The following is a 24663-nucleotide window of genomic DNA, read 5'->3' on the forward strand; positions in this document are numbered from 1 at the left end:
GATTCTCCCACTGCCCTTGCGGGCTTTTATTGTTATGAAGGTGAAGAGATAACGCTTATTGCATTGCACACAGGCGGCGTTGGGCGAGCAGGGCACGGGCGACCCTGGAGCCGGTCGGCCTGCCGAGTTCGGCACTGATGAACTCACCGGCATCGATCAGGGCGCCAAGATCGACGCCATGGTTCACGCCCAGGCCGTCGAGCAGGTACACCAGCTCTTCGCTGGCGACATTGCCAGTGGCGCCGGGCGAATACGGGCAGCCACCCAGGCCTGCGACCGAACTGTCGAACACCCGTACATCGGCTTCCAGCGCCGCATGGATATTGGCGATGGCCATACCGTAAGTATCGTGGAAATGCCCGGCCAGCGCGCTGACCGGCACCACTTGGCGACAGGCCGCGAGCAGTGCCCGGGTCGCCGCCGGCGTACCGGTGCCGATGGTGTCGCCGAGACTGATTTCGTAGCAGCCCATGCCGAACAATGCAGCGCTGACTGCAGCCACGGCTTCAGGTTTTACTGCACCGGTGAACGGGCAACCCATGACGCACGACACGTAGCCGCGCACGCGGATGCCGGCGTCACGGGCGCGGACCATGACCTGCTGGTACTGGCGCAGGCTTTGTTCGATCGAGCAGTTGAGGTTTTTTTGCGAGAATGCCTCGGAGGCGGCGGCGAACACCGCGACCTCCTGGCAACCCGCGGCGATTGCCGCCTCCAGCCCTTTGAGGTTGGGCACAAGCGCCGTCCAGGTTACCCCCGGGCGCACAGGCAACGCCTTGAACACCTCATCGGACCCGGCCATCTGCGGCACCCAGCGCGGCGAGACAAACGCCCCGGCTTCCAGGGTTTGCAACCCGGCGTCGGCCAGGCGCTGGAGCAATTGCACGCGAATCTGCGGCGACAGCGTCAGCTTTTCATTTTGCAGGCCATCCCTGGCGCCGACTTCGACCAGCCGTACCGCGTCCATTACTGCGCCCGCTTGTGCTTGAGCAGTTCTGCCGCCTTGTCGGCGCGCACATCGCGGGCCTCGACCATCTGCTTGACCAGCCAGTTGAGCTCATCGCCGCGGGCACCGGCTGCCAGGGCAATGTTGCGTGCGTGCAAGGCCATGTGCCCGCGCTGAATGCCTTCGGTCGACAGTGCCCGCAGCGCCCCGAGGTTTTGCGCCAGGCCCACGGCGACGGCGATTTCGGCCAGTTCCTGGGCAGTTTTCACCCCGAGGATGCGCAGCGACAGTTGCGCCAGCGGGTGGGTCTTGGTAGCGCCGCCGACCAGGCCGACCGGCATCGGCATCTCCAGGGTACCGACCAGATGGCCCTGGCGGTCTTTTTCCCAGGTGGTCAGCGAGCCGTAGTGGCCGTTGCGGCAGGCATAGGCATGGGCGCCGGCTTCCACTGCGCGCCAGTCGTTGCCGGTGGCGACGATCAACGGGTCGATGCCGTTCATGATGCCCTTGTTGTGGGTGGCGGCCCGGTAGGGATCGACCACGGCAAAATTGTACGCATCGAGGATGCCCTCGATGACCTCTTCACCGCTGTAGGCGCCCGTGCCCAGGTGCTCGGGAGCGATGCGCAGCTGAGCCCTGGCCAGGCGCAGGTCGGCGAGGTTGGAAAGGATGCGCAGGCGCACCTTGCCACCGGTGATTTCCTCCAGCAGCGGCGCCACCGCCTCGGCCATGGTGTTGACGGTGTTGGCGCCCATGGCGTCGCGCACGTCGACGATCAGGTGGGCGACCAGCATCGGCCCGCGCGGGCTCTGGGCGAAAGTGTGCACTTCGATGTCGCGGCAGCCACCGCCGAGGCTGTTGAGCAACTGGTCCTTGCGGTTGGCCAGCTCGATAATCTCGTCCTTGCGGCGCATCAGGCTCAGGCGGGCATTGTAGGGGTCGTCGATCTCGACGATCTGCACCTGGGCACGCATCAGCGGCAGCGAACTGGAGGTCTGGAAGCCACCGGCCTCGCGGGCCAGCTTGGCCATGAACGAGGCGGCGGCGACCACCGAAGGCTCTTCGACCACCAGCGGCACGATGACGTCGCGGCCGTTGATCTGGAAGTTGCTGGCCACGGCGTAGGGCAATTCGAAGGTGCCGAGGACGTTCTCGATCATGCCGTCGGCGATTTCCAGCGCCAGGGCGCCGGCGTCGCGAAGCAGGGCGAGGTCCTGCTCGGGCAGTTCGAGCACTGCTTGCAAGTGGCTCAAGCGTTCGGCAGGCGACATGGCGCGGAACATGGGCAGGCGGGAGTCGATGCTCATGGGGAGGGCTCTCTTGCAGTTATTGTTGTGAGATGGCGCCACCCTAGTCCGAACTGTTGTGCTAAAGAAGGTACAGTTTGGACAGACAGTACCCAAGCTGTACCCTCAGTGGACAAAAGGCATTCAGGACACCTGACGATGGCGCGGCTGACACTCGCAGAACAACTGGCGGCATCCCTGGCCGGGCAGATCGGCAATGGCACCTACCGGGTTGGCGAGCGCCTGCCGTCGCTGCGCGAGTGCATGCGCCTGTTCGGCCATTCGAAAAACACGGTGATCAACGCCTATGAAGCGCTGGCTGCCCAGGGGCTGGTCGAGGCTCGCCACGGGCAGGGCTTTTTCGTCAAGCAAGGCGCACCCAACGGCCACGAAGCCGAAGAACCGATGCCCTACGAGCGGGCAATGGACACCATCTGGCTGATGCGCCAGCAGTTCGTCCGCGAGCCCGGCCACTCACCGCTGGGCGAGGGCTTCCCGCCGGTCGAGTGGCTGATGGACATGCGCCTGGACAAGTTCACCCGGCAGATCATGCGCACCGGGGTGACCACGCTGTTCCGCTATGGCAACCGCCTGGGCAACGCCAGCCTGCGCCAGCACCTGGTGCAGAAGCTCGCCAGTTATGCAATCAGCGCCAGCCCCCGGCAAATCGTCACCACCCATGGCGCCAACCATGCCCTGGACCTGATTATCCGCCGCTTCGTCGCCCCGGGCGACAGCGTGCTGGTCGAAGACCCGGGCTATTACCCGCTATTCGGCAAGCTGCAACTGCAAGGGGCGCGGATGCTCGCGGTGCCGCGGTTGGCGGATGGCCCGGACATCGAGGTGCTGGAGCAGCACCTGCGCGAGCACAGGCCCAAGCTGTTTTTCATTCAGTCGGTGGGCCACAACCCGACCGGCTCGGACATTTCCCCAAGCAAGGCCCATCGGTTGGTGCAACTGGCCGCAGAACATCAGTTCATCCTGGTGGACGACGACGCCCTGGCCGATTTCAAACCGGCCTCGGCGATCAAGGTCTCGGCGCTCGACCAGTTGCAGCGCTCGCTGTACGTCGGCAGTTTCTCCAAGTCGGTGTCGGCGGCGCTGCGGGTCGGCTTCATTGCCGGCAGCAAGGAGGTCATCGACGAGCTGGGCGACCTGAAGATGCTCCTGCACACCAGCAGCTCGGAGCTGTGCGAGCGCACCGTTGACGTGATCCTCACCGAAGGGCATTTTCTGCGCCACCTGATCCGCCTGCAGGAGCGCCTGAAAGCGGCGACCACGGCGGGCCTGCAGATGCTCGACGAGATCGGTGCCGAGGTGTTCGTGCGGCCAGAGCAGAGCCTGTACCTGTGGGCGCGGTTTCCTGGGGTCGAGGATGCCAAAGAGCTGACCCGCCAGCTATTGCCCAAGGGCTTCATGATTGCCCCCGGGCATATCTTTTCGCCCGAGCAGGCCCGGGTGAATCCGTGGACGCGGTTAAACGTGGCGTATTTGAATGATGCGCTGCTCAAGGCGATGGTGAGGGACTGAATGAGCGAAGACTACGCAGTATGGGATATCGATCAGATTCTTGAGGCTTACAGCCAAGAGCCTGAGCTCAGGGATGGTGTCGAAGCCGGCCTGACAGCGTTGCTGGTTTTTCTCGAAAAGCATCAGCTTCTGACCTGTCGGGTAACCGATGCGCAAGGCAAGCTGTTCAAACGCGCGCTCATGGCCAGCGAGATAAGCGGGGAGGGCAAGCTGCTTACCCATGGCCGCAACAATCCGGTGCAGCGCTGGCTGGGCTCCAAAGGCGGGCAAAAGAATCCGCCGGACATGAAACTGCTGGAAAAAGCCCTGGCCACGCTTCGTAAAGCGCAGTGAAGGGGGGTGGAACCTGGTTTCACCTGCCAGCGCTTAGCGGGCAAACAACAGCTCGGCGAAGCGGTCGGCCATGGTCGGCTTGGACTGGGCAGGCCAGATGGCACTGAGCTCGAAGTGCGGCAAGTCGGCGCCATCGCGGATCTCGCTGTACTTCATGCCTTCGAATTGCAGGGCCTGCACCGTTGCCGGCAACAGCGAAACCCCCCGGCCGGCAGCAACGTAGGCGACGACCGTCAGGGTGCGGTTGGCCTCCTGGATAATCTCGATCGGGTGCCCGAGGCGGCGAAAGGTGCCGACAATGGCATTGCGAATCAACGGCAACTGCTGTTCGGGAAACCATACCAGCCCGGTGGCGGCCAGTTGCTCCATGCCCACCTTGCCGTCTTCGCCCAGCGCGTAGCCACTGGGTAGCACGGCAATCAGCGGGTCCTGGCTGATGAGCTTTTCGCGCATGTTGCCCTGGATCGACACCGGCGTGTGCAGCAGGCCGATATCGATCTCGCCCCGTTGCAGGGCCAGGCCCTGCTCGGCGTTGCTCATCTCGCGCAGCACCACTTCTACACCCGGGTAGTTTGCCTGCATGCGGTCCAGTGCCCGGGGCAGGGCGCCGAACAATGCCGTGGAGACGAAGCCGATGATCAGCCGGCCGGCCCGTTTGGCGCCGATGGCGCGGGCACGCTGGGTGGCGGCGTCAATCCTGGCCAGGCTGACGCGGATGTCATCGATGATCGCGGTAGCCGCAGGGGTCAGCACGGCGCCGCGCCGCGACCGCTCGAACAGCTTGACCCCCAGCTCGTTTTCCATCCGCACCAGGGCCTGGCTCAACGCCGGCTGGGCAATCCCCAGGTGTTCTGCGGCGCGGGTGATGCTGCCGGTGTCGGCGATTGCCAGGAAGTAACGCAGGTGACGGTTTTCCATAAGCCCACGGTATGAATATTGATCGTTGACATAATAGATATCAATCCAAGATTTTCATAGGATGGCACCAAGGATCGGATCCAATAAAGCCTTGCAGACTGGCAGGCAATAACAAGGAAGCGCAATGACCCAGGATGGCGAAAGGACGATCAGCCAGGCACACACCGCCGAAGGGTTTGCCGATCGTTGGTGCGCACAAGGCGCAGCGGTGATCAGCGCGATAGACAGCCACGCTCACGTTTTCGTCCAGGGCTTGCACCTGGCTCGGGAGCGGCGGCACACGCCGGACTACAACGCCTGCGTGGATGATTACGCCCGCCACCTGGCAGCCAACCGGATTTCCCATGGCGTGCTGGTACAGCCGAGTTTTCTTGGCACCGACAATACCTTTCTGCTGGCCGCGCTCGAACGCTACCCGTCGCGCTTTCGTGGCGTGGTGGTGGTCGCGCCGGATATCGACGAGCCACAGTTGCAAGCGCTGGCGCTGCAGGGTGTGGTCGGCGTCCGGCTGAACCTGATCGGTGTCCCCCTGCCGGCGCTGCGCAGCCTGCTGTGGCAAGGTTTTCTGGCACGCATCAAGGCCCTGGACTGGCACGTCGAGGTGCAGTGCCAGGCCCAGGACCTGCCGGGCCTGCTCAGCGTACTGCTGGCCAGCGGCTGCAAGGTAGTGGTCGACCACTTTGGCCGCCCGGACCCACGCCAGGCCGAGGCCGACCCGGGCTTTGAGTATTTGCTGCGCCAGGGCGACAGCGCCCGGCTGTGGGTCAAGTTGTCGGCTGCCTATCGCTGTGCGCAGCCGGCTGCCGACCCCGGCGGCCGGGCCTTTGGGCGACGGGCCACGCGGCTTTTGATGCAGGCCTTTACCAGTGAGCGGCTGCTCTGGGGCAGTGACTGGCCTCATACCCAGCACCGCCAATGGGTCGATTACGCCGCGGCGAAGTCGGCGCTGGCCGACTGGGTACCTGACCCGCTCGAGCGCCACGACGTGGTGTGCCAAACCCCGAAGAAACTGTTCAAGTTCAATCCATAAGGAGTTTCCATGAGCCTTTCAAGCTTGCAGCGCAGAGCCGCTTTTCGTCGCCAGGTCGAAGACCGCCAGGGGCTGCTGGTCGCCGGTGTATTCAATGCCCTGAGCGCACGGATCGCTGCCGATATCGGTTTTCAGGCCTTGTACCTGAGCGGCGCAGGGGTGACCAACATGGCGCTCGGCCTGCCGGACCTTGGTTTCGTCGGGCTGGACGAGATGGCTGCCCATACCGCCCGGGTTCGTGATACCACCGACTTGCCGCTGATCGTCGATGCCGACACCGGCTTCGGCAATGCCCTGAACGTGCGCCACTCGGTACGGGTGCTGGAGCGCAGCGGGGCAGACGCGATCCAGTTCGAGGACCAGGTGCTGCCGAAGAAGTGCGGGCATTTCAATGGCAAGGAAGTGATCAGTTGCGCCGAGATGGTCGGCAAGCTCAAGGCGGCGGTCGATGCCCGCCAGGACCCGAACCTGCTGATCATCGCCCGCACCGATGCCTGCGCGGTAGAAGGCATGGAGGCGGCCATCGAGCGCGCCCACCGTTATGTGCAGGCGGGTGCCGATATCCTGTTCATCGAGGCCACCGAAAGCCTCGAGGACATCAGGCGCCTGCCAGCGCTGTTCAGCACGCCGAACCTGATCAACATCGTCATCGGTGGCAAGACCCCGACCTTGAGCCGCGATGAACTGGCCGAGCTCGGCTACGGCATCGTGCTCTACGCCAATGCCGGCCTGCAGAGCGCCTCACTGGGCATGCAGCGGGCCTTGGCTACGCTGCTGCGCGACGGCCGCCTGGACGAAGACCCGTCGCTGGTGGTGCCGTTCGCCGAGCGCCAGCGCCTGGTGAACAAGACGATGTTTGATCAACTTGAGCGTCACTACGCTGCGCCCGACAGGTAATTGAACCGCGGCGCTTGCCGCGTATCAACGTCCTTGCATGCATCTGAATAACAACGTGTGAAACGCCGAGACCTTGAAGTTTCGGTGGCGGTTTCCTTCGTCTGAAAACTGGCTCAATACAATATTTAATAATCTGAGGTCGGAAGTGGTTATGGATAACCTGATTACGAAAGTTTCAGCAAGTAACACCTATAACGTGAGCACTAGCACACGTCGAACGCAGTTGGCGTCGCCGCCCATGCGTGTATTCAGCCACCAGCGTCTCGGGCAGATCCCGCAACTGGTCAGGCATGCGCCCCACCTGATGGAGTCCATCAGCCTGGTGGCGCGTGTACTGCCGTTCAAAGTTAACGATTACGTGGTCAACAAACTGATCGACTGGACGGATGTGCCAAACGATCCGATCTTTCGCCTGACCTTTCCCCAGGCGCAAATGCTTGATGCCGAAGACCTCGAACAATTGGCGTATTGCGTACGCAACGAGGGCGGTGAGCAGCAACTTAACGCGCTCATCCAGCGCGTGCGCGACGGCATGAACCCGCACCCGGCGCATCAGCAGTTGAACGCGCCTTCCCTGGATGGGCAACTGCTGCAAGGGGTGCAGCACAAGTACGCGCAAACGGTGCTGTTCTTTCCCAGTCACGGTCAGACCTGTCACAGCTATTGCACTTTCTGTTTTCGCTGGCCGCAGTTCATTGGCGACAAGTCGCTGAAGTTTGCTTCAAACGATGGCGAACAGTTGCACCGCTACCTGGCGCGCCACCCTGAGGTGACCGACGTGCTGTTCACCGGCGGCGACCCCATGGTGATGACGGCCGCGCACCTGACGCGCTACCTGGAGCCATTTCTGCAACCGGCGCTGAGCCATGTCACCACCATCAGGATCGGCACCAAGGCACTGAGCTACTGGCCGTACCGTTTCGTCAGCGACACCGATACGCCGCAGTTGATGGCGTTGTTGCGCCGCCTGGTGGACAGCGGCAAGAACGTCGCGCTCATGGCCCATTTGAACCATTGGCGGGAACTGACCACGCCAGTCGCCGAGGAGGCAGTGGCTGCCCTGCAGCAACTGGGCATCGTGATCCGTGCCCAGGGGCCGGTACTCAGGCACATCAACGACAGTGCCAGCACCTGGAAACGCAACTGGGAGCAGCAAGTGCGCCTGGGCATCGTGCCCTACTACATGTTCGTGGAGCGCGATACCGGCCCGCAGGACTACTTCCAGGTACCCCTGGCGCGGGCCCTGTCGATTTACAACGAGGCCATCGAATCCGTCTCGGGCCTGGCGAAAACCGCGCGGGGCCCCTCGATGAGCGCCGGGCCGGGCAAGGTCGAGGTCAGCGGAACCCTCGACCTGCAAGGGCAGCGCTATTTCCTGTTGAAGTTCATTCAGGCGCGCGATACCCGCTGGCTGGGCAAGCCGTTCCTGGCCAGGTACAGCGAGACCGCCTGCTGGCTCGATCAACTGCAACCGCCGCAGGGGCAGTCGGAGTTTTTCTTCGAGGCCCAATACCGCCGGTTCGTCGAGCAAGGAGCGCCACAAGGTACGCAAGCGCTCGTACGGGGTGAGGCATGAAGGCGCAGGCCTGCGAAATGGCCATCATCGGCGCCGGCTACTGTGGCTTGAGTGCGGCAATCGAGCTGGCTGGCCAGGGCTTTGGCGTACGCGTCTTCGAACGCGGCGAATGGGCGGGCAACGCCAGCGCCTTCAACTTCGGCTCGGTGGCGGCCATGCCGCCGGCCTTGCCCAATCGCGACGCGCAAAGCTCCCAAGGCGCCGATGCGCAGCAGCGCCTGCGCGCGGTGCTGGAGCCGATCAGCGAACTCAAGCGCCAGATCGACACCTTCGAGTACGACTGCCAGTGGCGTCAGCCCGGGCACATTACCCTGGCAATGGAGGATGATGCGGCGCGCACGCTCAAGCAGCGTCACGCCGAGGCGAGCGCGCTGTTTGGCGGTGGTGTGCATTGGCTGGACGCCCGTCAGGTCAGTGCGCAAACCGCTGCGCAAGGGGTGGTGGCGGGGCTGCTCAATGAGCACTTTGCCTTGATTGATCCCGCCGGGCTGCTGCTTGCCATGCGCAATCACGCCCAGGCCCTTGGCGTGCGCATTGACTACTCAAGCCCGGTGCTTGCGCTCGACCCGCAGGCAGACTCGGTCAACCTGCAGTTGCCTGCGGCGCGGGTCAACGCGGCGCGGGTACTGATCGCCAGCGAGGAGGCCTGGGGCCTTTGCACAGAGGCTGCGTTGCAACCGCTGACGATGTTCCAGACCCACCTGTGTGAAAGCCAGGTGCTCGGCGCGCGGGATTTGCAGCTGGTATCCCGGCGTGCCCGGGTCTATGGCACCGCCACCGCCGACAAGGATTACTTTCGCGTGCACCACGGCCGCTTGTTGTTCGGCAGTCGCCTGGGCCTGGTACCGCTGGATGCCAGCCCCCAGGCCGTGGTCGCCGCCTTGCAGGCGCGGCTGGCGGGCTATTTCCCGTCTCTTGCGGCAATCCCGGTTGCCAGGGTGTGGTCGGGCAGCCTCGGCTTTAGCGACAACGGCCTGCCGCGCCTGGGGGCCAGCGGCCCGGTGTCCTGGGGCGGTGGGTACTGCGGCAGCGGCATTGCCACGGCCGTGCAGTGCGGGCGGCAACTGGCAAGGTTGGCGACCGAGGCCGGTGTCACCACGGGCTCGCAACCGATGCAATCACGCCAGCGCTGAGCCCGCCCGGGCGCGCTGCGGTTTCCTGAAGCATGCAGGGAGTGTGTTATCCATGAATACCTATGAAATCCCGTCGGTAGGCGCCAAGGGCGTGTCGCGTTCTGGCGAGCGCTTCGACGTCATCGGCCTGGGCATCGGCCCGGCCAACCTGAGCCTGGCGGCGTTGCTGGAGCCTTGCAAAGGCTTCAAGAGCATGTTCTTCGAGCGCCGTGCCGACTTTCGCTGGCATGAGGGCATGATGCATGTGAACTCTTCGCTGACCACCAGCTTTCTCAAGGACCTGGTAACCCCGGCCGATCCTTGCAGCCCGTATTCGTTCATCGCGTTCCTGAAGAACACCGAGCGGTTCTACTCGTTCCTCAACGCGCGCTTTCCCACGGTGCGCCGCAAGGAGTTCGAGCAGTACATGGTCTGGGTCTGCCGGTCGCTGCACAACCTGACCTTTGACAGCGAGGTGCTGCGGGTGTCCAGGGATGGCAACGAGTGGGTGATCAATCACGCCAAGGGCACGGCGAGGACCGCCAACCTGGTGGTCGGTGCCGGCCAGCGGCCGTTCATTCCCAAGTGTGCGCAAGCCTGTCTGGGGCCGGCGGTGATGCATTCCTCGCAATTTGTGGTCAATGCCCCGCAAGTGAGCGGCAAGCGCGTGGTGGTCATCGGTGGCGGCCAGAGCGGGGCGGAACTGATGCAGATGATGCTCAACCTGCCAGAAGCCAGCGCACCGGCGTCGCTGGTGTGGATCAGCCGGCGCAGCAACTTTTTGCCGATGGACGACTCGCCCTTTGTCAACGAGTGGTTTGTCCCTGGCTACAGCGAGCACTTCTTCGGCTTGCCCGCCGAGCAACGGCAAGACGCACTCGCCCAGCAGCACATGGCCAGTGACGGGGTGGTCCAGGCCTTGCTCGAAAGCATCTACCGGCGCCTTTACGAGGTGACCTATATCGAGGGGCGCAATCAATTCTGCCGGCTGCTGCCCGGGTCCACCCTGGAGTTGCTGCGCGCGGTCGACGACGGGCTGGCGCTGCGTATCGGCAATGCCACCGGCACGCGCAACCTGGGTGCCGACCTGGTGCTGCTGGCGACCGGTTCCGAGTTTCAGATGCCGGCAGCGCTGCAGCCGCTGCGTTTCGAGATGGCAACGAAAAATGGCCTGCCCGAGCTCAGCGCAGACTATTCGGTGAAATGGTCGCGGGCCGACCACCCACGGCTGTTCTTCCAGAACGCCGCGCGTCACCTGCGCGGCATCGCCGACCCGAACCTGAGCCTGGCCGCCTGGCGCAGCGCCAAGATCGCCAATGCCGTGCTTGGCAAGCCGCACTACGACGTCGGCACGCCGCCGGGGCTGGTCGAGTGGGGCGCAGAAGCGGCGCCGCCGACGTTCCTGATGCAAGACCAACAACTGACTGAATGAAGGATCACATCATGTCTGAAGCACCTTACATCCTCTACCTCGACACCCGTGCCCTGGCCGGCGAAAGGATCGCCGAAATCGCCGCGGGCCATGCGCTTGGCTTCAAGGTGTTGGTCGCCACGCCCACGCCCGAGGTGTTCAAGTCCATGGGGTGCGCGGGGCTGATCGTTACTCGCCTGGGCGACTATGACGCCGCCCAGGAGGCGATTCTTGGCTACCTCGACGAGCAGCGCATCACCCTCTCAGGCATCGTTGCCTGGAAGGACCTGGAGGTCGAACTGGCCAGCCGCCTGAGCCAGCGCCTGGGCCTGGTGGGGAGCTCGGCCGAGGCCGCCGCCAATGTGCGTGACAAGGCGCGTACGCGCCGCTGCCTGGACGCGGTGGCCAACGCCAACCCCCGTTACGCCGTGGTCAGCGACGAACAGGCGTTCCTTGACGGCCTGCAAAGCGTCGGCCTGCCGGCCTTGCTCAAGCCTGCCGGCAACTCGGGCAGCCGCGGCATCTTCGTGCTCGACCAAGGCTGCGATGCGCTGCAGGTTTACCGCGCCTTCCGTGCCTACAACACTGCGGACAAAGGCGAGATGTACGCGCTGTATGGCGAGCATGCGCTGCTTGAGGAACAACTGGTCGGCAGTGAGCACTCGGTGTCGGGGCTGGTCGCCGACGGCCGGGTGGTGATCAACGCAATCATCGACAAGACATTCGACCGCTCGATCCCGATCCAGTACGAAAACACCACACCTTCGCAGCTCGACGGCGCGCTGCAGGAACGTATTTGCGCCATGGTTCGCGCGGCGGTCACGGCCACCGGCATTGACTGGTGCGGCTTTCATGTCGACCTGATGGTCACCGCCCAAGGGCCGAAGATCCTCGAGATCGGCGGGCGCCTGGGCGGCGAGTTCATCAACTCGCACCTGCTGCCCAACAGCCTGCTGGGCTACTCCCCGTATCAGGCCGTGCTGCAACTGGCGTGCGGGGTGATCCCGGACGGCTGCGTGGATCGCATCGCCAGCGCCGCTACCCGCGCCGGGCAACGGGTGATCATGCCGCCGCGCACCGGCCAGGTGACTCGGGTCGAAGGCTACGAACGCCTGTGGAAACGCAGCGAGATGCGCTTTCTTCAGGTGGTGGCCGGCGAGGGCGCGCAAATGGCCTTGCCCGCCGAGCGCTTCAAGGCCTACGAAATTGCCTATCTGATTGCCCAGTGCGCCCTGGAGGACGATATCCACGCGGTGCTCGGGCAACTGGCCAGCGAAGTCAAGGTGGACATTGCTCAGCAACGGGAGGCGTCACATGTCTGAGGTCACGGCAAAACAATACCTGCTGGTACCGGCGATGCCGGCGCCGAACGGCCGGCTGCACCTGGGCCACGTCGCCGGCCCGTACCTGAACCTGGACATACTGGCGCGCCACCTGCGCCGGGAAAGCCACCAGGCCAGCATCGTCTGCGCCAGCGACCCCTTCGACTCCTACATTCCGCTGCGCGCCCAGCAGGCGGAGGTCGATCCGGCGTCGCTGGCCCAGGAAAGCTGCGCAGGGATCATCAACGACCTGGCCTACATGAACATCCAGGTCGACCTGTTTATCGATCCGCTCGACCCCGAGCACCGCGAGCAATACCTGGCCGCGCATGTCGACCTGGTCGATCGCTTGAGCGCCCAGGGCCAGGTGAGCTGCGTCGAAGAACAGATGCCGTGGTCCACCGCCAGGCAGACGTTTGTCAGCGGCAGCTTTCTGACCGGGCACTGCCCGCAGTGCGATCAGGCCATTTCCGGGTTCTTCTGTGAAGACTGCGGCGCGCATTTCGAGCCGGACCAGGTGCGCGCGCCACGTGCACGCTGGGGCGAAGAGGTGCCCGGGCGGGCACTGGACAACCTGTTCTTCCAGATCCGCGAGCCGCAGGCGCTGCTCGCGCAGTTGCAGGCGACCCAGACCCCAGACCCATTCATCGACATCGCCCGGCGCCATCTACGCCGGCTGCCAGCCCGGGTACGGGTCACCAACCATGCCGGATGGGGCTTGCCCTATCAGCTGGACGGCCAGGCGCGGACGCTGTTTGGTCATGGCCTGCTGTTTGGCGCGGTGCGTTTTGTCGGCGACTGCTTTGCCCGGGCGACGGGCCTTGCGCAAAACCCGTTCGATCGCGACTCGCCGGTCATCACGGTCAATGGTTTTGGCATCGACAACAGTGTTTCGCACCTGGTCAGCATCCAGGCGATGGCCATGGCCGACGGCCTTTCCAAGCCGTTCGAGCACTTTCTCATCAACCACTTCTACACGCTGGAGGGGCGCAAGTTTTCCACCAGCCTCGGCTGGGCGGTGTGGGTCGAGGACATGGCCCGCGAAGGGCGGGTACCTTGCGATGCCCTGAGGTACTTCCTGGCCAGCACCAGCCCGATTCACCAGCGCACGGATTTCACCCGGCAAGACTTCGAGCAGTTCCTCAATGGCCGCTACGCGGGCCTGATCGAGCGGGTGAACACGGCACTCGGCGGTGCCGCCAAGGCTGCGGCGGTCGATGCGCCGGTGATGGCTGCATTCGATGCAGCCTACGCCGAGCAGGCCCAGGCCCTGACCTTCGCCAGTTTCGATCCGCAGGCGGTGAGCCGCAGCATCGCCGGCTGGGAGGCGCTGTGCGCCACGCTCGCTGACGATAACAGTCGGTACTGGTGGCTCAAGGGCCTGGCGGTGCTGGCCTGTCCGTTGCTGCCGACGCTGGCGCAGTCGATCTGGCACAGGCTAGGGCAGCCGGGTGAGGTCAGCGTGCAGGCGTTCAAGCAGCAACGCCGCGCTGCAACCCGAGCCGTCGCCAACGGCCAACTGGAGGCCAGCTCATGAAACCTGCCCTTGAAGGATTGCTCATCGTCGACCTGACCCGGGTACTGGCGGGCCCGTTCTGTACCATGCTGCTGGCCGACCATGGGGCGCGGGTTATCAAGGTCGAGCAGCCGGGCAAGGGCGACGACGCCCGCGCCTATGGCCCGTGGTTTGGCAATAAGTCTGCCTATTTCTCGTCGCTCAATCGCGGCAAGCAAAGCATCGCCCTGGACCTGAAGAAGGCCGAAGACCGGCAGATCTTCGAAGACCTGCTGGAGCACGCCGATGTGCTGACCGAAAACTTTCGCCCAGGCACCATGGAAAAGCTCGGTTATGGCTGGGATACCCTGCATGCGCGCTACCCGCGGCTGATCTACGGCGCCGCCTCGGGGTTCGGGCACACCGGTTCGTCATCCCAGCGGCGCGCCTACGACATGATCGTCCAGGGCATGGGCGGGATCATGAGCGTCACCGGTGAACCAGGACGCACCCCGGTGCGCGTCGGGGTGTCGATCGGCGATATCAGCGCTGGCCTGTTTCTTACCTGCGGGCTGCTGATGGCCTTGCTCAAGCGCCAGCACAGCGGGCATGGCGCGAAGGTCGATATCGCCATGTTCGATTGCCAGCTGGCCCTGATGGAATACTTCATCGGGCGCTATTTCGCCACTGGCGAGGTGACCGGGCCGGTGGGCAGCTACCGGCCGGCGATCGCCCCACCGTTTGGCGTGTACCAGGCGCTCGATGGCGGGCTGATCATCGCGGCCGGCAACGACAAGCTGTTTGCCGTGCTGTGCGAGGCCATTGAGCGCCCGGACATGCTGCTCGATCCGCGCTTCTCGAGCGCCGAAGCACGCAAGGACAACGAGGCATTGCTGGCACAGACGCTCAATGCCGCCCTGGCGGCAAAACCGGTCAGCGCCTGGACCGAGCACTTCGCTGCGGCCGGGCTGCCCGCCGGCCCGATCAACCGCGTCGACCAGGCCGTCGCCCATCCGCAGGTGGCCGAGCGCAACATGCTCATCGACGTCGACGACCCGCAAGTGGGGCGCTACCGCCTGGTGGGTTCGCCGATCAAGATTTCTGACGCGCCTGACCCACGCAAGCGTCGCGCCGCACCGGCACTGGACCAGGATCGCGAGGCGATCCTCAAGCAACTGTCACGCTCCATTCGGGAGGTAAAAGCATGAACAGCACTGCCAACCCCAAGGTCAAGCCACTGCCCGCCGAGTCGCATGTACCGGGTGTGGTGCTGCGCCAGGCGGACTTCGCCGGCCTGGGCGCAGGGGTCACGCCGTTCAGGGGCGGGCTGTTTACCGTGGCGCCCCAGTGCACCTCGCGCCCGGACAAGCACGCAGTACGCGAATGCTGGATGATCGCCAACGGCGGCGGGGTGCTGGAGTACCAGGGCAGCAAGCTGCGGGTCGAGCAGGGCGATGTGCTGCTGTTCGAGCCGCATCACCAGCACCAGATTCACAATGATGGTGTGCAACCGCTGGTCATCAGCACCGTTTGGTGGAATGTCCATGCAGGCTGACCTGGTGGTGGTCGGCGCCGGCATTGTCGGCGCGACCCTGGTGGCCCGGGTACGCCAGTGCTTGCCCGGTTTGTCACTGATGCTGGTCGATGACGGCCAGCGCGCCAGTGCCTCGGCGCTGTCGGCGGGCCTGGTGACGCCGTTTTGCGGCGCGGGCAGCCGGCGCCGGCGCTCGGAGCTGGCTTTCGCCCATTACCAGGCACTGAGCCAGCGCTGGCCGGGGGTCGCCAAGGTTGCGTTCAGCTTTGTCGCCAGCGAGGGGCAAAGGCCGCTGTTGTTCGACGCCAAGCCACTCGAAGGCCGCCTGGCAGCGCTCATGCACCAGTACCGCGGCGCCTCGGCCAAGCCGGCCTTGTTCCAGGCCGGGCATGCCTTTGTCATCGATGTTCCGGGCCTGGTGAGCGCTTACCTGGCACCTGGCGAGGGTCGCCTGACCCGGCTTGCCGCCCGGGTTGAGCGCCTGGACGGCGATGGCCGTGCCTGGTGCCTGCAGACCAGCGCCGGCGCGGTGACGGCGCGGCGCGTGATCTTCGCCAGCGGTGCCCGCAGCAACGCGTTGCTGGGGGCAATCCCGGGCAGCCTGATCAAGAAGATCGTGGCGTTCGACCTGCAAGCTGCACAGCTACCGGACCCAACGCAAGGGGTCATCTACATGCCAGCGCGCAAGGCCTTTGTGATGCCCAACCAGCGCCGCGATGGCTGGCTGTTAAGCATCACCTCTGCCGACTGGCGCGCTGTCGCTGACGGTCGCGTCGACGCCTTGCCCGACGAAGCGCGCGAAGCGCAGAGCATTCTCCAACAAGAGCTGCCCGGCCTACCCATCCGTTCGCTGCGCGCGCGCGCGGCATTTGACAGCTACTGCGCCGATGGCGAACCCAGGGTCGTGTGCCTGCCCGGGGGGCCTGGCGCCTGTGCGTTGGTCGGTGCTTCCGGCTCGGGGGTGCGTTTTGCCCCGGCGCTGGCAAACGAAGCGCTGGTGGCGGTCGGGCTGCTGGCCGATGCCAGCGCCCCGGGCTTTATCAATCATTGCAAGGAAACCTGAGCATCATGCATGCAGCAACAGCGCTGGCGGCCATTGCGCCGTCATTCATATTGATCCTGATCGGTGTCGTGCTCAGGCGTGGCGAGTGGCTGGACAGCGGCTTCTGGAAGGGCGCCGAGAAGCTCACCCACTGGCTGTTCTTTCCGGCGTACCTGGTGCATACCATCGCCACCGCCGGCACCATGGGCAGCACGGCCAAATCGACGGTGCTGATCCTCGGTGCGGTCACCCTGGTGATTACCTTGGGCGTACTGCTTGGCTGTCGCTACCTGCGCGTGGTGCATGCAACCTTCACCTCGATCATGCAGGGCTCGGTGCGCTTCAACAGTTTCATCTTCCTGTCGGTGGCCTCGCGGTTGCTCACACCCGAGGACTATGGCGTGGCAGCCGTGGTGGTTGCCTACATGGTGGCGATTTCCAATACCGTGGTATTGCTGGCGTTCGGCAGCAGGGACGGCTCGGTGTGGGGGATTGTCCTGAAGGTTTGCCTCAACCCGCTGATCCTCGCCAGTGGCGCGGGGCTTGCCCTCAACCTGAGCGGCGTGCTGCTGCCGCAAGCGCTTGCCCAGCCGCTGAGCGCACTGGGTGCACCGGCCTTGCCGTTGAGCCTGATCTGCGTCGGGGCGGCCTTGCAGATACCCAGCGGCGAGTTCGCCCGCTTGTGCAAGACCGGCTTGCTCACCGCCAGCATCCGCCTGGGGCTGTTCCCGCTGCTGGCCTATGCGCTGATCAGCGCCTGGCCCGTGCCGCCCTTGGTCGCGACGCTGGTGCTGCTGTACTCGGTAGCGCCCTGTGCGAGCAATTCATATGTGCTGGCCACCCAGTATGGTGGCGATCATCGGCTGATGGCGTTCGTCGTGGCGGTGTCCACGGTGCTGTCGTTCGTGCCGATGTTCCTGCTGGCCGGCTCGCTATCAGTGATGGCCGTACCCTGATCGGTGTGCCCGGTGGCCTCAACGATTGTCGAGGGCGCCACCGGGCAGTGGCCGAGGAACGCACGCAAGCCTTGCTGGTATTGCTCAGGCGGCATCAGCTCGCTGTCTTTGACAATCACCAAGGACTGGTCCTGGCTCACCATCGGCGCGCTGGCCACGAGGTAGCAGTACGGTGTTTCCAGCACCTGCGCGATCTGCTCCCAGGCCAGGCTGCTGGTGCCGGCACCGGCTTTGTCGAGGCTGAAGCCCTGCTCGTCGAAGCGCAGGCAATAGGTGCTTTCAATCGATTTCAGTGGCGCCCGCAACCGAGCTTCGATCAGCCGCTGATTGAGCCCGCGCAACGGTGCCCGGGGCTTGGCGTGGTTGGCGGCGATGCGTGCTTGCAGGTGCTTGATCCAGCGCCCGGAAAAACGCCACCAGAGCGGGATGAACAGCAGCACGAACAGCCCCAGGGTGATGACCTTTTGCGGGGTGAAGCGTCGTTCGGGGAAATAGATCGCCAGCAGGCCGCCGACCAGGCACAGGGTGAACATCAGCGGGCCGACCAGGCGGCTTTGCCAACGGGCAAAGGTGGCCATGGCCCGCGCTTGCTGCTGATCCTGCTTGAGCAATTCCTGCTCGAGCCGTTCGGCCATCCAGGTGTGAAGATGGGCGGCGGTGATGCTGAAGTGCAGTTCCATGGCGGCGTTGATCCGAGGTCCGTGTTCGGTGGGGGCGGCAGTCTACCGGCTTTTGCAGCCTGACGGCCCCGTTTCAGGCGGGGAACTGCTCGATATGGCGCTCTACCCAGGCGTACAGGCACTCATCGAGGTGCGCGCGCTGCTCACTGAAGCGCTGCTGGCAGGTGTTGAACAGCGCATCCTGGTTGACCCGAACGGCAAGCTCTGCGGCGCTTTCGCCCCCGGCATGGGCTGCCCGCAGTTGTTGCTGGCGTTGCTCGGCCTGGTCCAGGGTATCGGCCAGCGCATCCCGCTGCAGGTGCCGAAGCTGGGCGATGGCCTGCGGCAAATGAAAGTGCAGGGCACAGTCAAAGCCTTCCCAGTCCTCGAAGGCCAGCCATTCGTGCAACACCATGAAGCAGCGGGTAGCCGGGGGCAGTTGCTCCAGCCGTGCGAAGTCCAGCCAGTACGGGCGCGGCAGTTGCTCGGCGGTTTCCAGCGCCTGGGCAATCAGGTCCAGGGCGCGGCCCTTGTCCTGGTGATGCTGGCGCAAGATGCGCTCGGTAAGGCTGTAGCGCATTTGCTCGATGGCGCTCAAGGCGCGGCTCAGGTCATAGCCTGCGCCATGCAGGTGCGCCCGGGCCTGATCGGCGGGCAGCCCGGACTTGTCCACCAGCACCTGCAGCAGCTCGGCCTTGTAGCACTCGGCGGCCTGCTGCGGGTCGCCTGCGCAGCGCTCCAGCAAGGCCAGGGCATGGCGCAGGCCGATGGGGATGGCGCTGCGCAGTTGCTGCAGGGCCTGGGTGTCGGTCGGGTCCATTGACTGGCTACCTCGGGGAGTTGTCTATGTTTGGCGAACCTGTCACGGCACCTGCAAGCTCGGCAGCGCGGCCCGACCCTGCGCCGAGAGCAGCGGCTGCAGTTGTTGCCAGGTGAAGCTCAGGTCGACATCACAGCCATCGCCGCTGGGCTGGTTGGCCAGGCGCAGGCCCTGGGTGTCGAAACTCAGGTCGTAGCTGCTGTAGCTGGCGACATCCGGGCAATCGCTGTCTGCGCTGGCCTGGGTCTGCAACCAGCTGGCGAATTTTTTCGGCAGTTCGACATGCCCGGTGTAGGGGCTGTCCCACGCAAAGCGCGTACCGATCCAGGTCCAGGGGTCGACGCTTTCGCCGGTTTGCAGGTTCCAGCTGTGCAGGCCCCAACTGATGCCGCCGCGACCATAGCCTGCGCTCCAGCGGTAGAACCTGACGGTGATCCACTGCGATGACCAATAGGTGGGTTCGACGCTGATCTCGCTGGTTGCGGCGGAGCCGTTGCGGCCGAGGAACTCGCGGCGTTCGCTGAAGAAGGTGTTCTGGCCCTCGGGGCTTGCGGCCAGGCGGGCCAGGTGTTGATTGATTTTATGGATGGCCGGGCTGTCGCCGTTGAGCTTCAAGGTGACCTGGGCGCCTTGGGTGCGTACTTGATAGGCGTGCTCGCCGAAGGTTTTCTTCTCGACCTTGACCGGCAGCGGGGCTGCCTCCATCGGCTGGTTGAAGGCGTCGCCACCACAGCCTTCGGCGCTGGTGCGTGTCAGCGCCAGAGGTAGCGGCGTGGCGCCCGGGGCCTTGCGCCAGGTTCCGCTCAGGTGATCGCCCTGGGGTGCGTCCAGGTGCCAGAAACCCGTATTGCCGTGTTCGGCCCAGGGTTCGCCGGGGTTTTCCTGGGCTAGCGGGATCGGCGTGAGAAAGCGCTGGTAGTAGTAGCTACCGTTGCGCTCCGGGGCGGCATTGAAACAGGCGGTGATTGGCGCTTTGCCCAGAGTGCCTTGCCAGACCCCGGCAAGGTCGCTGGATGCGGCACTGGCGTTGCCACACGCACCAGCGAGAGTCAGCAGGGCCAGGGGCTTGAGCATGAGGATCGGACTTCCAGTTGTCTGACGGGCAGGCATGATAGCCAATGATTGGCTCCTGGGGTATTGAGCCAATAGCTGCCCTTGCTCCACTCGCCCCTGATCCCACCGTCTAGCGGGGGCTAAAGACCCGGTTCACGCCCCCACCATCAAGCACGGCGTCAATCAGCGCCCGCGCCGTCTCGATGTGCTGGCCGGCGCCGTACACCAGGGAGTGGTCGTTGAGCGTCAGGTGGTCGAGCGCGTCGCTGACCGTGGCCTCGGCGCATTCCAGCAACTGGCAGGCATGCAGCAGTGCTTCTTCGGCAGGAATGCCGGCGCGAACAGTGAACATGTGATTGTTGCCAAACGGGGTGCTGGCGGTGGTTGCGGTGGAAAGGTCGAGGCTGGGGGGATCGGGGACTGGCTTTTTCATGTCGTGCTCCGAGGTGCGGTGGAGCTGCCACGCTTCGCTGCTAAACGAAGGGTGGCAGCTGTACGCGGGTTAGCAGACCGGGCACCTAGAGCAAAACCGGCGCACCCGAAGGTGCCCCACGTACAGCCGCCATATAGCGGTTTCCGTTGAACTCTAGATGCATGTTCGGACTGCTAAATCCGGTCATTGGATTTTCCAACGACGGCAGCAGCCTAGGGCCATAAAAGGCTCGGCACAATAGCGCAACGGCGGCGGAAGTATGATTCAGAACGGTCTTACAGAAAACACCTACAGCGTCGCGATTTGTCGCTGTTTACTGTGGGAGCAAGCCCAATGATCGGCAGAAACCAGTAGAGTGCGCATCACTCCCTCAATTGTTGCTTGAAGCATGAACCGTCCGCTGTTTGTTTCCCTCGATGGCCCCAAGGGCACCGGCAAGACCACGCTCCTGGAGGCCGTGACCAAAGCCTTGCGCGCCGACAAGCACAAGGTGATCCGCCTGTGCGAGAAAAAAAGCGACCCCTTTCGCGGTGCAACCATGGCCCTGGTCAACCAGCTGGTGCGCAATCCCTGTCGGGATCTGGAACTGGCCGTGTGCGAGCGCCTGGCCGACAGCCGCACCTGGATATCCGCGCATGTGCTGACTAAACAGCCCGCCGACAGCATCATCCTCATCGACCGCTGGTACCCGTCCGATGCGGCGTTTCGCCGTTTGGTGCCGTTCGCCGAGATTCTGCAGTTGAACCTGGAGCGCAAGGTGCGGGTGCCGGACCTGCATGTCGGGGTAGTCACCGACCCTGAAGTGTCGTGGGCGAGGGCCGCGGCACGCAACCGCGGGCTGAACAGCACGGTGATGCACAGGCTCGAAGAGCACGTGGCGAGTACCCAGGCGTTCGAGCAGGCGGTTGCCGATAACGGCTGGGTGCTGTGCCGCAATGAAGGCACGATCGAGGAAGCCACCCGCCAGGTGGTTTCGTCGATCTATGCAGTCCTGCACTAGCAACGGCTACTGTTCCTCGGCCAGCTATTCCTCGGCCAGCACCAGCCCCTGGTCCTCACCCAGAAAGCCGCCACTCTGGTGCTGCCACAGCCGTGCATAGGTGCCGTTGCGCCCGAGCAGTTCGGCGTGGGTGCCTTGCTCGATGATGCGCCCCTCGTCCATGACGATCAGCCGGTCCATGGCGGCGATGGTCGAGAGCCGGTGGGCGATGGCGATGACGGTCTTGCCTTGCATCATTTCGCCAAGGCTTTCCTGAATCGCCACTTCCACTTCCGAATCCAGCGCGCTGGTGGCCTCGTCGAGCAGCAGGATCGGCGCGTTCTTGAGCATCACCCGGGCGATGGCAATGCGTTGGCGCTGGCCGCCCGAGAGCTTGATACCGCGCTCGCCGACCAGGGTGTCGTAGCCGCTATGGCCCTGCTTGTCGCTCAGCTGGCTGATAAAGCCATCGGCCTGGGCGTGGTAGGCCGCCGCGCGGATTTGCGCATCAGTGGCATCCGGGCGGCCATAGGCGATGTTGTCGCGGATGGAGCGGTGCAGCAGGGAAGTATCCTGGGTGACCATGCCGATGGCGCTGCGCAGGCTGTCCTGGGTGACCTCGGCGATGTTCTGGCCGTCGATGCGGATCACCCCCTTGTCGACGTCGTAGAAGCGCAACAGCAGGTTGATCAGCGTCGACTTGCCGGCGCCGGAGCGGCCCACCAGGCCGACCTTTTCACCGGCGCGGATGTTCAGGTTGAGGCCATCGAGCACCTGGCGCTCGCCGTTGTAGTTGAAGCTGACATTGTCAAAACTCACCGCGCCGCCGCGGGTCTGCAGCACGCCGGCGTTCGGCGCATCCTGCACCTTGGGGCCGCGGGTGAGGGTGGCCATGCCGTCCTGCACGGTGCCGATGTTCTCGAACAGCGCGGTCATTTGCCACATGATCCAGTGCGACATGCCGTTGATGCGCAGGGCCATGGCGGTAATCGCCGCCACCGCGCCGGTGCCGACGTCACCCTGGTGCCACAACCACAGGGCGTAGCCGCCGGCGCCGATGATCAAGGCCACCACCAGCGCCTGGTTGACGATTTCGAACTGGCTGACCAGGCGCATCTGGCGAAAGCCGGTCTGCTTGAAATCTTCCATCGCCGCGCGGGCGAAGTGCGCTTCACGCTTGGAGTGGGAAAACAGCTTGACCGTGGTGATGTTGGTGTAAGCGTCGGAGATACGCCCGGTCATCGAAGAGCGGGCATGGGCCTGCTCCTGCCCGACCTTGCCCAGGCGCGGCACGAAGTACAGCATGGCCAGGCCGAACAAGGCGACCCAGGCAATAAAAGGCAGCATCAGCTTGAGGGCGAAGCCACCGGCCAGGGCGATGATGGCGATGAAGTACACGCCGATGCCGGGGACGATCTCGATCAGGGTGAACAGCACCTCGCGCACGGCGAGGGCGGTCTGCATCACCTTGGTGGTCACCCGCCCGGAGAATTCATCGGAAAAGAACGACAGGCTCTGGCGCAACATCAGCCGGTGGAAGTCCCAGCGCAGGCGCAGCGGCAGGTTGATCGCCAGTACCTGGTGCTGGACCATGGTGCGCAGCGCCACCAGGCCGATGCTGGTCAACAGCACGATACCGATGCCCCACAGCACCCGCCGTTCCTCGCCGTCGGTGGCGCCACCGGCCTGCCAGGTCGAGAGCAGGTCGACCACCTGGCCGAGAAAGGCGAACAACCAGGCTTCGTAGATCGACACACTGGCACTGAGCAGCGCGAGCGCAAGCACATAGCCGCGCGCACCACGGGTGCAGGCCCACAGAAAGCGCAACAGGCCTACCGGTGGCGGCGGTACTTCGTCGGGCGGGAAGGGGTCGAGGCGGCGTTCAAAGATCTGCAGCATGGTGGCTTCCGAAAACGTGTAGCCCTGTAGTCTAGCCGGACGATGACGTCAGTGGGCATCGACCTATCCTGTGCCGATGCCTCCCCACCCCCAGGAGTACCACTGATGGCCCTTACTTTGGACGACCTTGTCGAGATCGAGCACATCAAGCAGCTCAAGTACCGTTACTTTCTTGCGGTTGATTGCCATGACTGGGCGGCACTGGAGGGGTGCCTTGCCGAAGACCTGACCACCGCCCTGGACGGCGGCAAATACAGCTTCGACAGCCGGGCAGCCTTTATTGACGGGCTCAAGGCGATACTCGACCGGCCGACGTTCCTGTGCAAACACCACGGGCACCATCCGCAGATCGAAATGCTCTCGGCCGACACCGCGCGTGGCAGCTGGTACCTGGAAGATCACGCCATCGACCTTGAGGGCGACTGGATGCTGCACGGCACGGCGCTGTACCAGGATGACTACGTCAAGCGTGACGGGCGCTGGTTGATCGTTGCCACAGGCTACCAGCGCCTGTTTGAAACCGTGACCTCACCGATACCTGCACAGTTCAAGGTCACGGCCAGCCTGTTTGACCAGCCCTAGAGGCGATATTGACTGGTGGGCAGCACGTCGATCTTGTCGAAATCGATAAAGCGCGCGCAGCTGTCCATCATGATTGCCAGGTTGCGCTGGAACTTTGCCTCGTCGCCGACCGCGTCGAAGAAGGCTTGAGGGTCGGTCATCGCCGCCGGCGGGAAGCACTCTTCGACGATGGCGTCGATCGGCGGGGCGCCGTGGGTCAGCACCTGCACCACCAGGTTCTGCACGTACTGAAAGTTGTCCTGGGTGTCGATGGCCACTGCCGTGTGGTGGTTGCGCCAGATGTCCAGCCAGGCCTGCGGGGTCAGGCGAGGAGGGCGGGTCAGCAGGGCTACTTGCGCAAAACCGTAGGTTCGCTCGCCCGGCGCGCAAGCAAAGCGTGTGTTGCCGATGGCCTCGGACTCGCACACCAGATAGGCCGCCATACGCGCGGTTGCGGCCATGATCAGCCGGTCGAACGGCTGCCTGGCACTGGCGTTGGCGCTGTCCAGCCACAGCGACAGGCAGGCGTGCGGCAGCGGCCGGTTGTTCTCCTGGCGCAAGCCTGCCGCAGCGTCGACGTCGCTGTCGGCCAGGTTGAGTTGCAGCCTTTGCGCACCCAGCGCCTGCAGTTGCGCGGCAACTTCGCAGCGCAGTTGCCGGGCAAAGGTTTCGCGTGGGGTCTGGGTGTCGCGCCAGAGCAGGTAGATGACTTTTTCCATGGCGATCAAGGTCCTTCGCAGTTGGTCAATGAACGGGCGGGGTATCGACCCAAAGCCATGCTGGGGGCAACGCGACACCATGGAATCCTCCGAACAGACTAGCGTTCAATCGCTTTGCCACAGCTAGTCCCAACGGACGATCAGCACCCGCC

At 64.3% G+C, this 24663-nt stretch carries 24 protein-coding genes; 15 read left to right on the forward strand and 9 right to left on the reverse strand.

Features of this window, described 5'->3' with window-relative positions; all coding sequences use genetic code 11:
* Positions 1-55 precede the first annotated feature (55 nt).
* Complete coding sequence (locus LOY34_RS12715; protein WP_195883985.1) at positions 56-967, reverse strand: hydroxymethylglutaryl-CoA lyase; 912 nt, start codon at positions 965-967, stop codon at positions 56-58.
* On the reverse strand, positions 967-2253 hold the full coding sequence (locus tag LOY34_RS12720) for a hydroxymethylglutaryl-CoA reductase, degradative (protein ID WP_093383086.1): 1287 nt from the start codon (positions 2251-2253) through the stop codon (positions 967-969). The genes LOY34_RS12715 and LOY34_RS12720 overlap by 1 nt, the downstream gene beginning before the upstream one ends.
* Before the next feature lie 138 nt (positions 2254-2391).
* Here LOY34_RS12720 and LOY34_RS12725 point away from each other — a divergent pair, with 138 nt between their 5' ends.
* A complete protein-coding gene (locus LOY34_RS12725) occupies positions 2392-3762 on the forward strand; it encodes a PLP-dependent aminotransferase family protein (protein ID WP_093383083.1) in 1371 nt (456 codons plus the stop codon).
* Complete coding sequence (locus LOY34_RS12730) at positions 3763-4095, forward strand: hypothetical protein (RefSeq protein WP_195883986.1); 333 nt, start codon at positions 3763-3765, stop codon at positions 4093-4095. It begins immediately after the preceding gene.
* A 33-nt stretch (positions 4096-4128) separates the two neighbouring features.
* Here the strand turns inward: LOY34_RS12730 and LOY34_RS12735 are convergent, their stop codons facing one another.
* Entirely contained in the window at positions 4129-5013 is an 885-nt protein-coding gene (locus tag LOY34_RS12735) for a LysR family transcriptional regulator (protein WP_045198920.1), read from the reverse strand.
* 124 nt (positions 5014-5137) lie between these two features.
* Here LOY34_RS12735 and LOY34_RS12740 point away from each other — a divergent pair, with 124 nt between their 5' ends.
* The 11 genes from LOY34_RS12740 to LOY34_RS12790 all read left to right on the forward strand — a co-directional run bounded on the left by LOY34_RS12740 (position 5138) and on the right by LOY34_RS12790 (position 17388).
* The gene (locus tag LOY34_RS12740) at positions 5138-6043 is read left to right on the forward strand and encodes an amidohydrolase (protein WP_195883987.1); all 906 of its coding nucleotides are present in this window, start codon (positions 5138-5140) and stop codon (positions 6041-6043) included.
* A gap of 9 nt (positions 6044-6052) precedes the next feature.
* On the forward strand, positions 6053-6940 hold the full coding sequence (locus tag LOY34_RS12745) for an oxaloacetate decarboxylase (protein ID WP_195883988.1): 888 nt from the start codon (positions 6053-6055) through the stop codon (positions 6938-6940).
* A 238-nt stretch (positions 6941-7178) separates the two neighbouring features.
* Positions 7179-8516 carry a KamA family radical SAM protein gene (locus LOY34_RS12750; protein WP_195883989.1) on the forward strand — a complete coding sequence of 446 codons (1338 nt, stop codon included), beginning with the start codon at positions 7179-7181 and terminating at the stop codon, positions 8514-8516.
* Positions 8513-9649 carry an FAD-binding oxidoreductase gene (locus tag LOY34_RS12755; protein WP_195883990.1) on the forward strand — a complete coding sequence of 379 codons (1137 nt, stop codon included), beginning with the start codon at positions 8513-8515 and terminating at the stop codon, positions 9647-9649. Before LOY34_RS12750 ends, LOY34_RS12755 begins: the two co-directional genes overlap by 4 nt.
* Positions 9650-9701: 52 nt before the next feature.
* Positions 9702-11060 carry a lysine N(6)-hydroxylase/L-ornithine N(5)-oxygenase family protein gene (locus tag LOY34_RS12760; RefSeq protein ID WP_195883991.1) on the forward strand — a complete coding sequence of 453 codons (1359 nt, stop codon included), beginning with the start codon at positions 9702-9704 and terminating at the stop codon, positions 11058-11060.
* An 11-nt stretch (positions 11061-11071) separates the two neighbouring features.
* Positions 11072-12361 (forward strand): acetyl-CoA carboxylase biotin carboxylase subunit family protein, encoded by a 1290-nt coding sequence (locus LOY34_RS12765; RefSeq protein WP_195883992.1) that lies wholly within the window; start codon positions 11072-11074, stop codon positions 12359-12361.
* On the forward strand, positions 12354-13898 hold the full coding sequence (locus tag LOY34_RS12770) for a methionine--tRNA ligase (RefSeq protein WP_258665001.1): 1545 nt from the start codon (positions 12354-12356) through the stop codon (positions 13896-13898). Before LOY34_RS12765 ends, LOY34_RS12770 begins: the two co-directional genes overlap by 8 nt.
* Complete coding sequence (locus tag LOY34_RS12775) at positions 13895-15064, forward strand: CaiB/BaiF CoA-transferase family protein (protein ID WP_195883994.1); 1170 nt, start codon at positions 13895-13897, stop codon at positions 15062-15064. The genes LOY34_RS12770 and LOY34_RS12775 overlap by 4 nt, the downstream gene beginning before the upstream one ends.
* Entirely contained in the window at positions 15061-15411 is a 351-nt protein-coding gene (locus tag LOY34_RS12780; protein ID WP_195883995.1) for a cupin domain-containing protein, read from the forward strand. The genes LOY34_RS12775 and LOY34_RS12780 overlap by 4 nt, the downstream gene beginning before the upstream one ends.
* The gene (locus tag LOY34_RS12785; protein WP_195883996.1) at positions 15401-16453 is read left to right on the forward strand and encodes an FAD-binding oxidoreductase; all 1053 of its coding nucleotides are present in this window, start codon (positions 15401-15403) and stop codon (positions 16451-16453) included. The genes LOY34_RS12780 and LOY34_RS12785 overlap by 11 nt, the downstream gene beginning before the upstream one ends.
* Positions 16454-16458: 5 nt before the next feature.
* Positions 16459-17388, forward strand: a complete 930-nt coding sequence (locus LOY34_RS12790) for an AEC family transporter (protein ID WP_195883997.1) — start codon at positions 16459-16461, stop codon at positions 17386-17388.
* On the opposite strand, the gene LOY34_RS12795 is transcribed toward LOY34_RS12790, so the two are convergent.
* From LOY34_RS12795 to LOY34_RS12810, 4 genes are all read right to left on the reverse strand, one after another.
* Entirely contained in the window at positions 17289-18068 is a 780-nt protein-coding gene (locus LOY34_RS12795; RefSeq protein WP_230090852.1) for a YcxB family protein, read from the reverse strand. The genes LOY34_RS12790 and LOY34_RS12795 overlap by 100 nt on opposite strands.
* A gap of 73 nt (positions 18069-18141) precedes the next feature.
* Positions 18142-18867, reverse strand: coding sequence for a hypothetical protein (locus LOY34_RS12800; protein ID WP_195883998.1), 726 nt, complete (start codon positions 18865-18867; stop codon positions 18142-18144).
* Positions 18868-18909: 42 nt separating this feature from the next.
* Positions 18910-19941: a hypothetical protein gene (locus tag LOY34_RS12805; protein ID WP_195883999.1), complete on the reverse strand. Its 1032-nt coding sequence runs from the start codon at positions 19939-19941 to the stop codon at positions 18910-18912.
* A 109-nt stretch (positions 19942-20050) separates the two neighbouring features.
* Complete coding sequence (locus LOY34_RS12810) at positions 20051-20353, reverse strand: DUF3077 domain-containing protein (RefSeq protein ID WP_258665010.1); 303 nt, start codon at positions 20351-20353, stop codon at positions 20051-20053.
* A gap of 388 nt (positions 20354-20741) precedes the next feature.
* Between LOY34_RS12810 and LOY34_RS12815 the strand changes: the two genes are divergently transcribed.
* Entirely contained in the window at positions 20742-21353 is a 612-nt protein-coding gene (locus LOY34_RS12815; RefSeq protein WP_195884001.1) for a dTMP kinase, read from the forward strand.
* Positions 21354-21377: 24 nt separating this feature from the next.
* Here the strand turns inward: LOY34_RS12815 and LOY34_RS12820 are convergent, their stop codons facing one another.
* Positions 21378-23231: an ABC transporter ATP-binding protein gene (locus tag LOY34_RS12820; RefSeq protein ID WP_195884002.1), complete on the reverse strand. Its 1854-nt coding sequence runs from the start codon at positions 23229-23231 to the stop codon at positions 21378-21380.
* 105 nt (positions 23232-23336) lie between these two features.
* Between LOY34_RS12820 and LOY34_RS12825 the strand changes: the two genes are divergently transcribed.
* On the forward strand, positions 23337-23813 hold the full coding sequence (locus LOY34_RS12825) for a nuclear transport factor 2 family protein (protein WP_195884003.1): 477 nt from the start codon (positions 23337-23339) through the stop codon (positions 23811-23813).
* Here the strand turns inward: LOY34_RS12825 and LOY34_RS12830 are convergent.
* Complete coding sequence (locus LOY34_RS12830; protein WP_045198977.1) at positions 23810-24511, reverse strand: EthD domain-containing protein; 702 nt, start codon at positions 24509-24511, stop codon at positions 23810-23812. The two genes, LOY34_RS12825 and LOY34_RS12830, sit on opposite strands and share 4 nt — an antisense overlap.
* Between the last annotated feature and the right edge of the window lie 152 nt (positions 24512-24663).

It is taken from the genome of Pseudomonas sp. B21-009 (assembly GCF_024749345.1).
In the GTDB taxonomy this organism is placed as follows: Bacteria; Pseudomonadota; Gammaproteobacteria; order Pseudomonadales; family Pseudomonadaceae; genus Aquipseudomonas.

What these genes read in the sequence shown, in the direction of transcription:
- LOY34_RS12800 (WP_195883998.1), bottom strand. Translation starts at nt 18,867, where the DNA reads ATGGACCCGACCGACACCCAGGCCCTGCAGCAACTGCGCAGCGCCATC.
- LOY34_RS12830 (WP_045198977.1), bottom strand. Translation starts at nt 24,511, where the DNA reads ATGGAAAAAGTCATCTACCTGCTCTGGCGCGACACCCAGACCCCACGC.
- LOY34_RS12725 (WP_093383083.1), top strand. Translation starts at nt 2,392, where the DNA reads ATGGCGCGGCTGACACTCGCAGAACAACTGGCGGCATCCCTGGCCGGG.
- LOY34_RS12765 (WP_195883992.1), top strand. Translation starts at nt 11,072, where the DNA reads ATGTCTGAAGCACCTTACATCCTCTACCTCGACACCCGTGCCCTGGCC.
- LOY34_RS12740 (WP_195883987.1), top strand. Translation starts at nt 5,138, where the DNA reads ATGACCCAGGATGGCGAAAGGACGATCAGCCAGGCACACACCGCCGAA.
- LOY34_RS12780 (WP_195883995.1), top strand. Translation starts at nt 15,061, where the DNA reads ATGAACAGCACTGCCAACCCCAAGGTCAAGCCACTGCCCGCCGAGTCG.
- LOY34_RS12755 (WP_195883990.1), top strand. Translation starts at nt 8,513, where the DNA reads ATGAAGGCGCAGGCCTGCGAAATGGCCATCATCGGCGCCGGCTACTGT.
- LOY34_RS12805 (WP_195883999.1), bottom strand. Translation starts at nt 19,941, where the DNA reads ATGCTCAAGCCCCTGGCCCTGCTGACTCTCGCTGGTGCGTGTGGCAAC.
- LOY34_RS12795 (WP_230090852.1), bottom strand. Translation starts at nt 18,068, where the DNA reads ATGGAACTGCACTTCAGCATCACCGCCGCCCATCTTCACACCTGGATG.
- LOY34_RS12815 (WP_195884001.1), top strand. Translation starts at nt 20,742, where the DNA reads ATGAACCGTCCGCTGTTTGTTTCCCTCGATGGCCCCAAGGGCACCGGC.
- LOY34_RS12820 (WP_195884002.1), bottom strand. Translation starts at nt 23,231, where the DNA reads ATGCTGCAGATCTTTGAACGCCGCCTCGACCCCTTCCCGCCCGACGAA.
- LOY34_RS12715 (WP_195883985.1), bottom strand. Translation starts at nt 967, where the DNA reads ATGGACGCGGTACGGCTGGTCGAAGTCGGCGCCAGGGATGGCCTGCAA.
- LOY34_RS12785 (WP_195883996.1), top strand. Translation starts at nt 15,401, where the DNA reads ATGCAGGCTGACCTGGTGGTGGTCGGCGCCGGCATTGTCGGCGCGACC.
- LOY34_RS12735 (WP_045198920.1), bottom strand. Translation starts at nt 5,013, where the DNA reads ATGGAAAACCGTCACCTGCGTTACTTCCTGGCAATCGCCGACACCGGC.
- LOY34_RS12810 (WP_258665010.1), bottom strand. Translation starts at nt 20,353, where the DNA reads ATGAAAAAGCCAGTCCCCGATCCCCCCAGCCTCGACCTTTCCACCGCA.
- LOY34_RS12825 (WP_195884003.1), top strand. Translation starts at nt 23,337, where the DNA reads ATGGCCCTTACTTTGGACGACCTTGTCGAGATCGAGCACATCAAGCAG.
- LOY34_RS12720 (WP_093383086.1), bottom strand. Translation starts at nt 2,253, where the DNA reads ATGAGCATCGACTCCCGCCTGCCCATGTTCCGCGCCATGTCGCCTGCC.
- LOY34_RS12775 (WP_195883994.1), top strand. Translation starts at nt 13,895, where the DNA reads ATGAAACCTGCCCTTGAAGGATTGCTCATCGTCGACCTGACCCGGGTA.
- LOY34_RS12745 (WP_195883988.1), top strand. Translation starts at nt 6,053, where the DNA reads ATGAGCCTTTCAAGCTTGCAGCGCAGAGCCGCTTTTCGTCGCCAGGTC.
- LOY34_RS12750 (WP_195883989.1), top strand. Translation starts at nt 7,179, where the DNA reads ATGCGTGTATTCAGCCACCAGCGTCTCGGGCAGATCCCGCAACTGGTC.
- LOY34_RS12790 (WP_195883997.1), top strand. Translation starts at nt 16,459, where the DNA reads ATGCATGCAGCAACAGCGCTGGCGGCCATTGCGCCGTCATTCATATTG.
- LOY34_RS12760 (WP_195883991.1), top strand. Translation starts at nt 9,702, where the DNA reads ATGAATACCTATGAAATCCCGTCGGTAGGCGCCAAGGGCGTGTCGCGT.
- LOY34_RS12770 (WP_258665001.1), top strand. Translation starts at nt 12,354, where the DNA reads ATGTCTGAGGTCACGGCAAAACAATACCTGCTGGTACCGGCGATGCCG.
- LOY34_RS12730 (WP_195883986.1), top strand. Translation starts at nt 3,763, where the DNA reads ATGAGCGAAGACTACGCAGTATGGGATATCGATCAGATTCTTGAGGCT.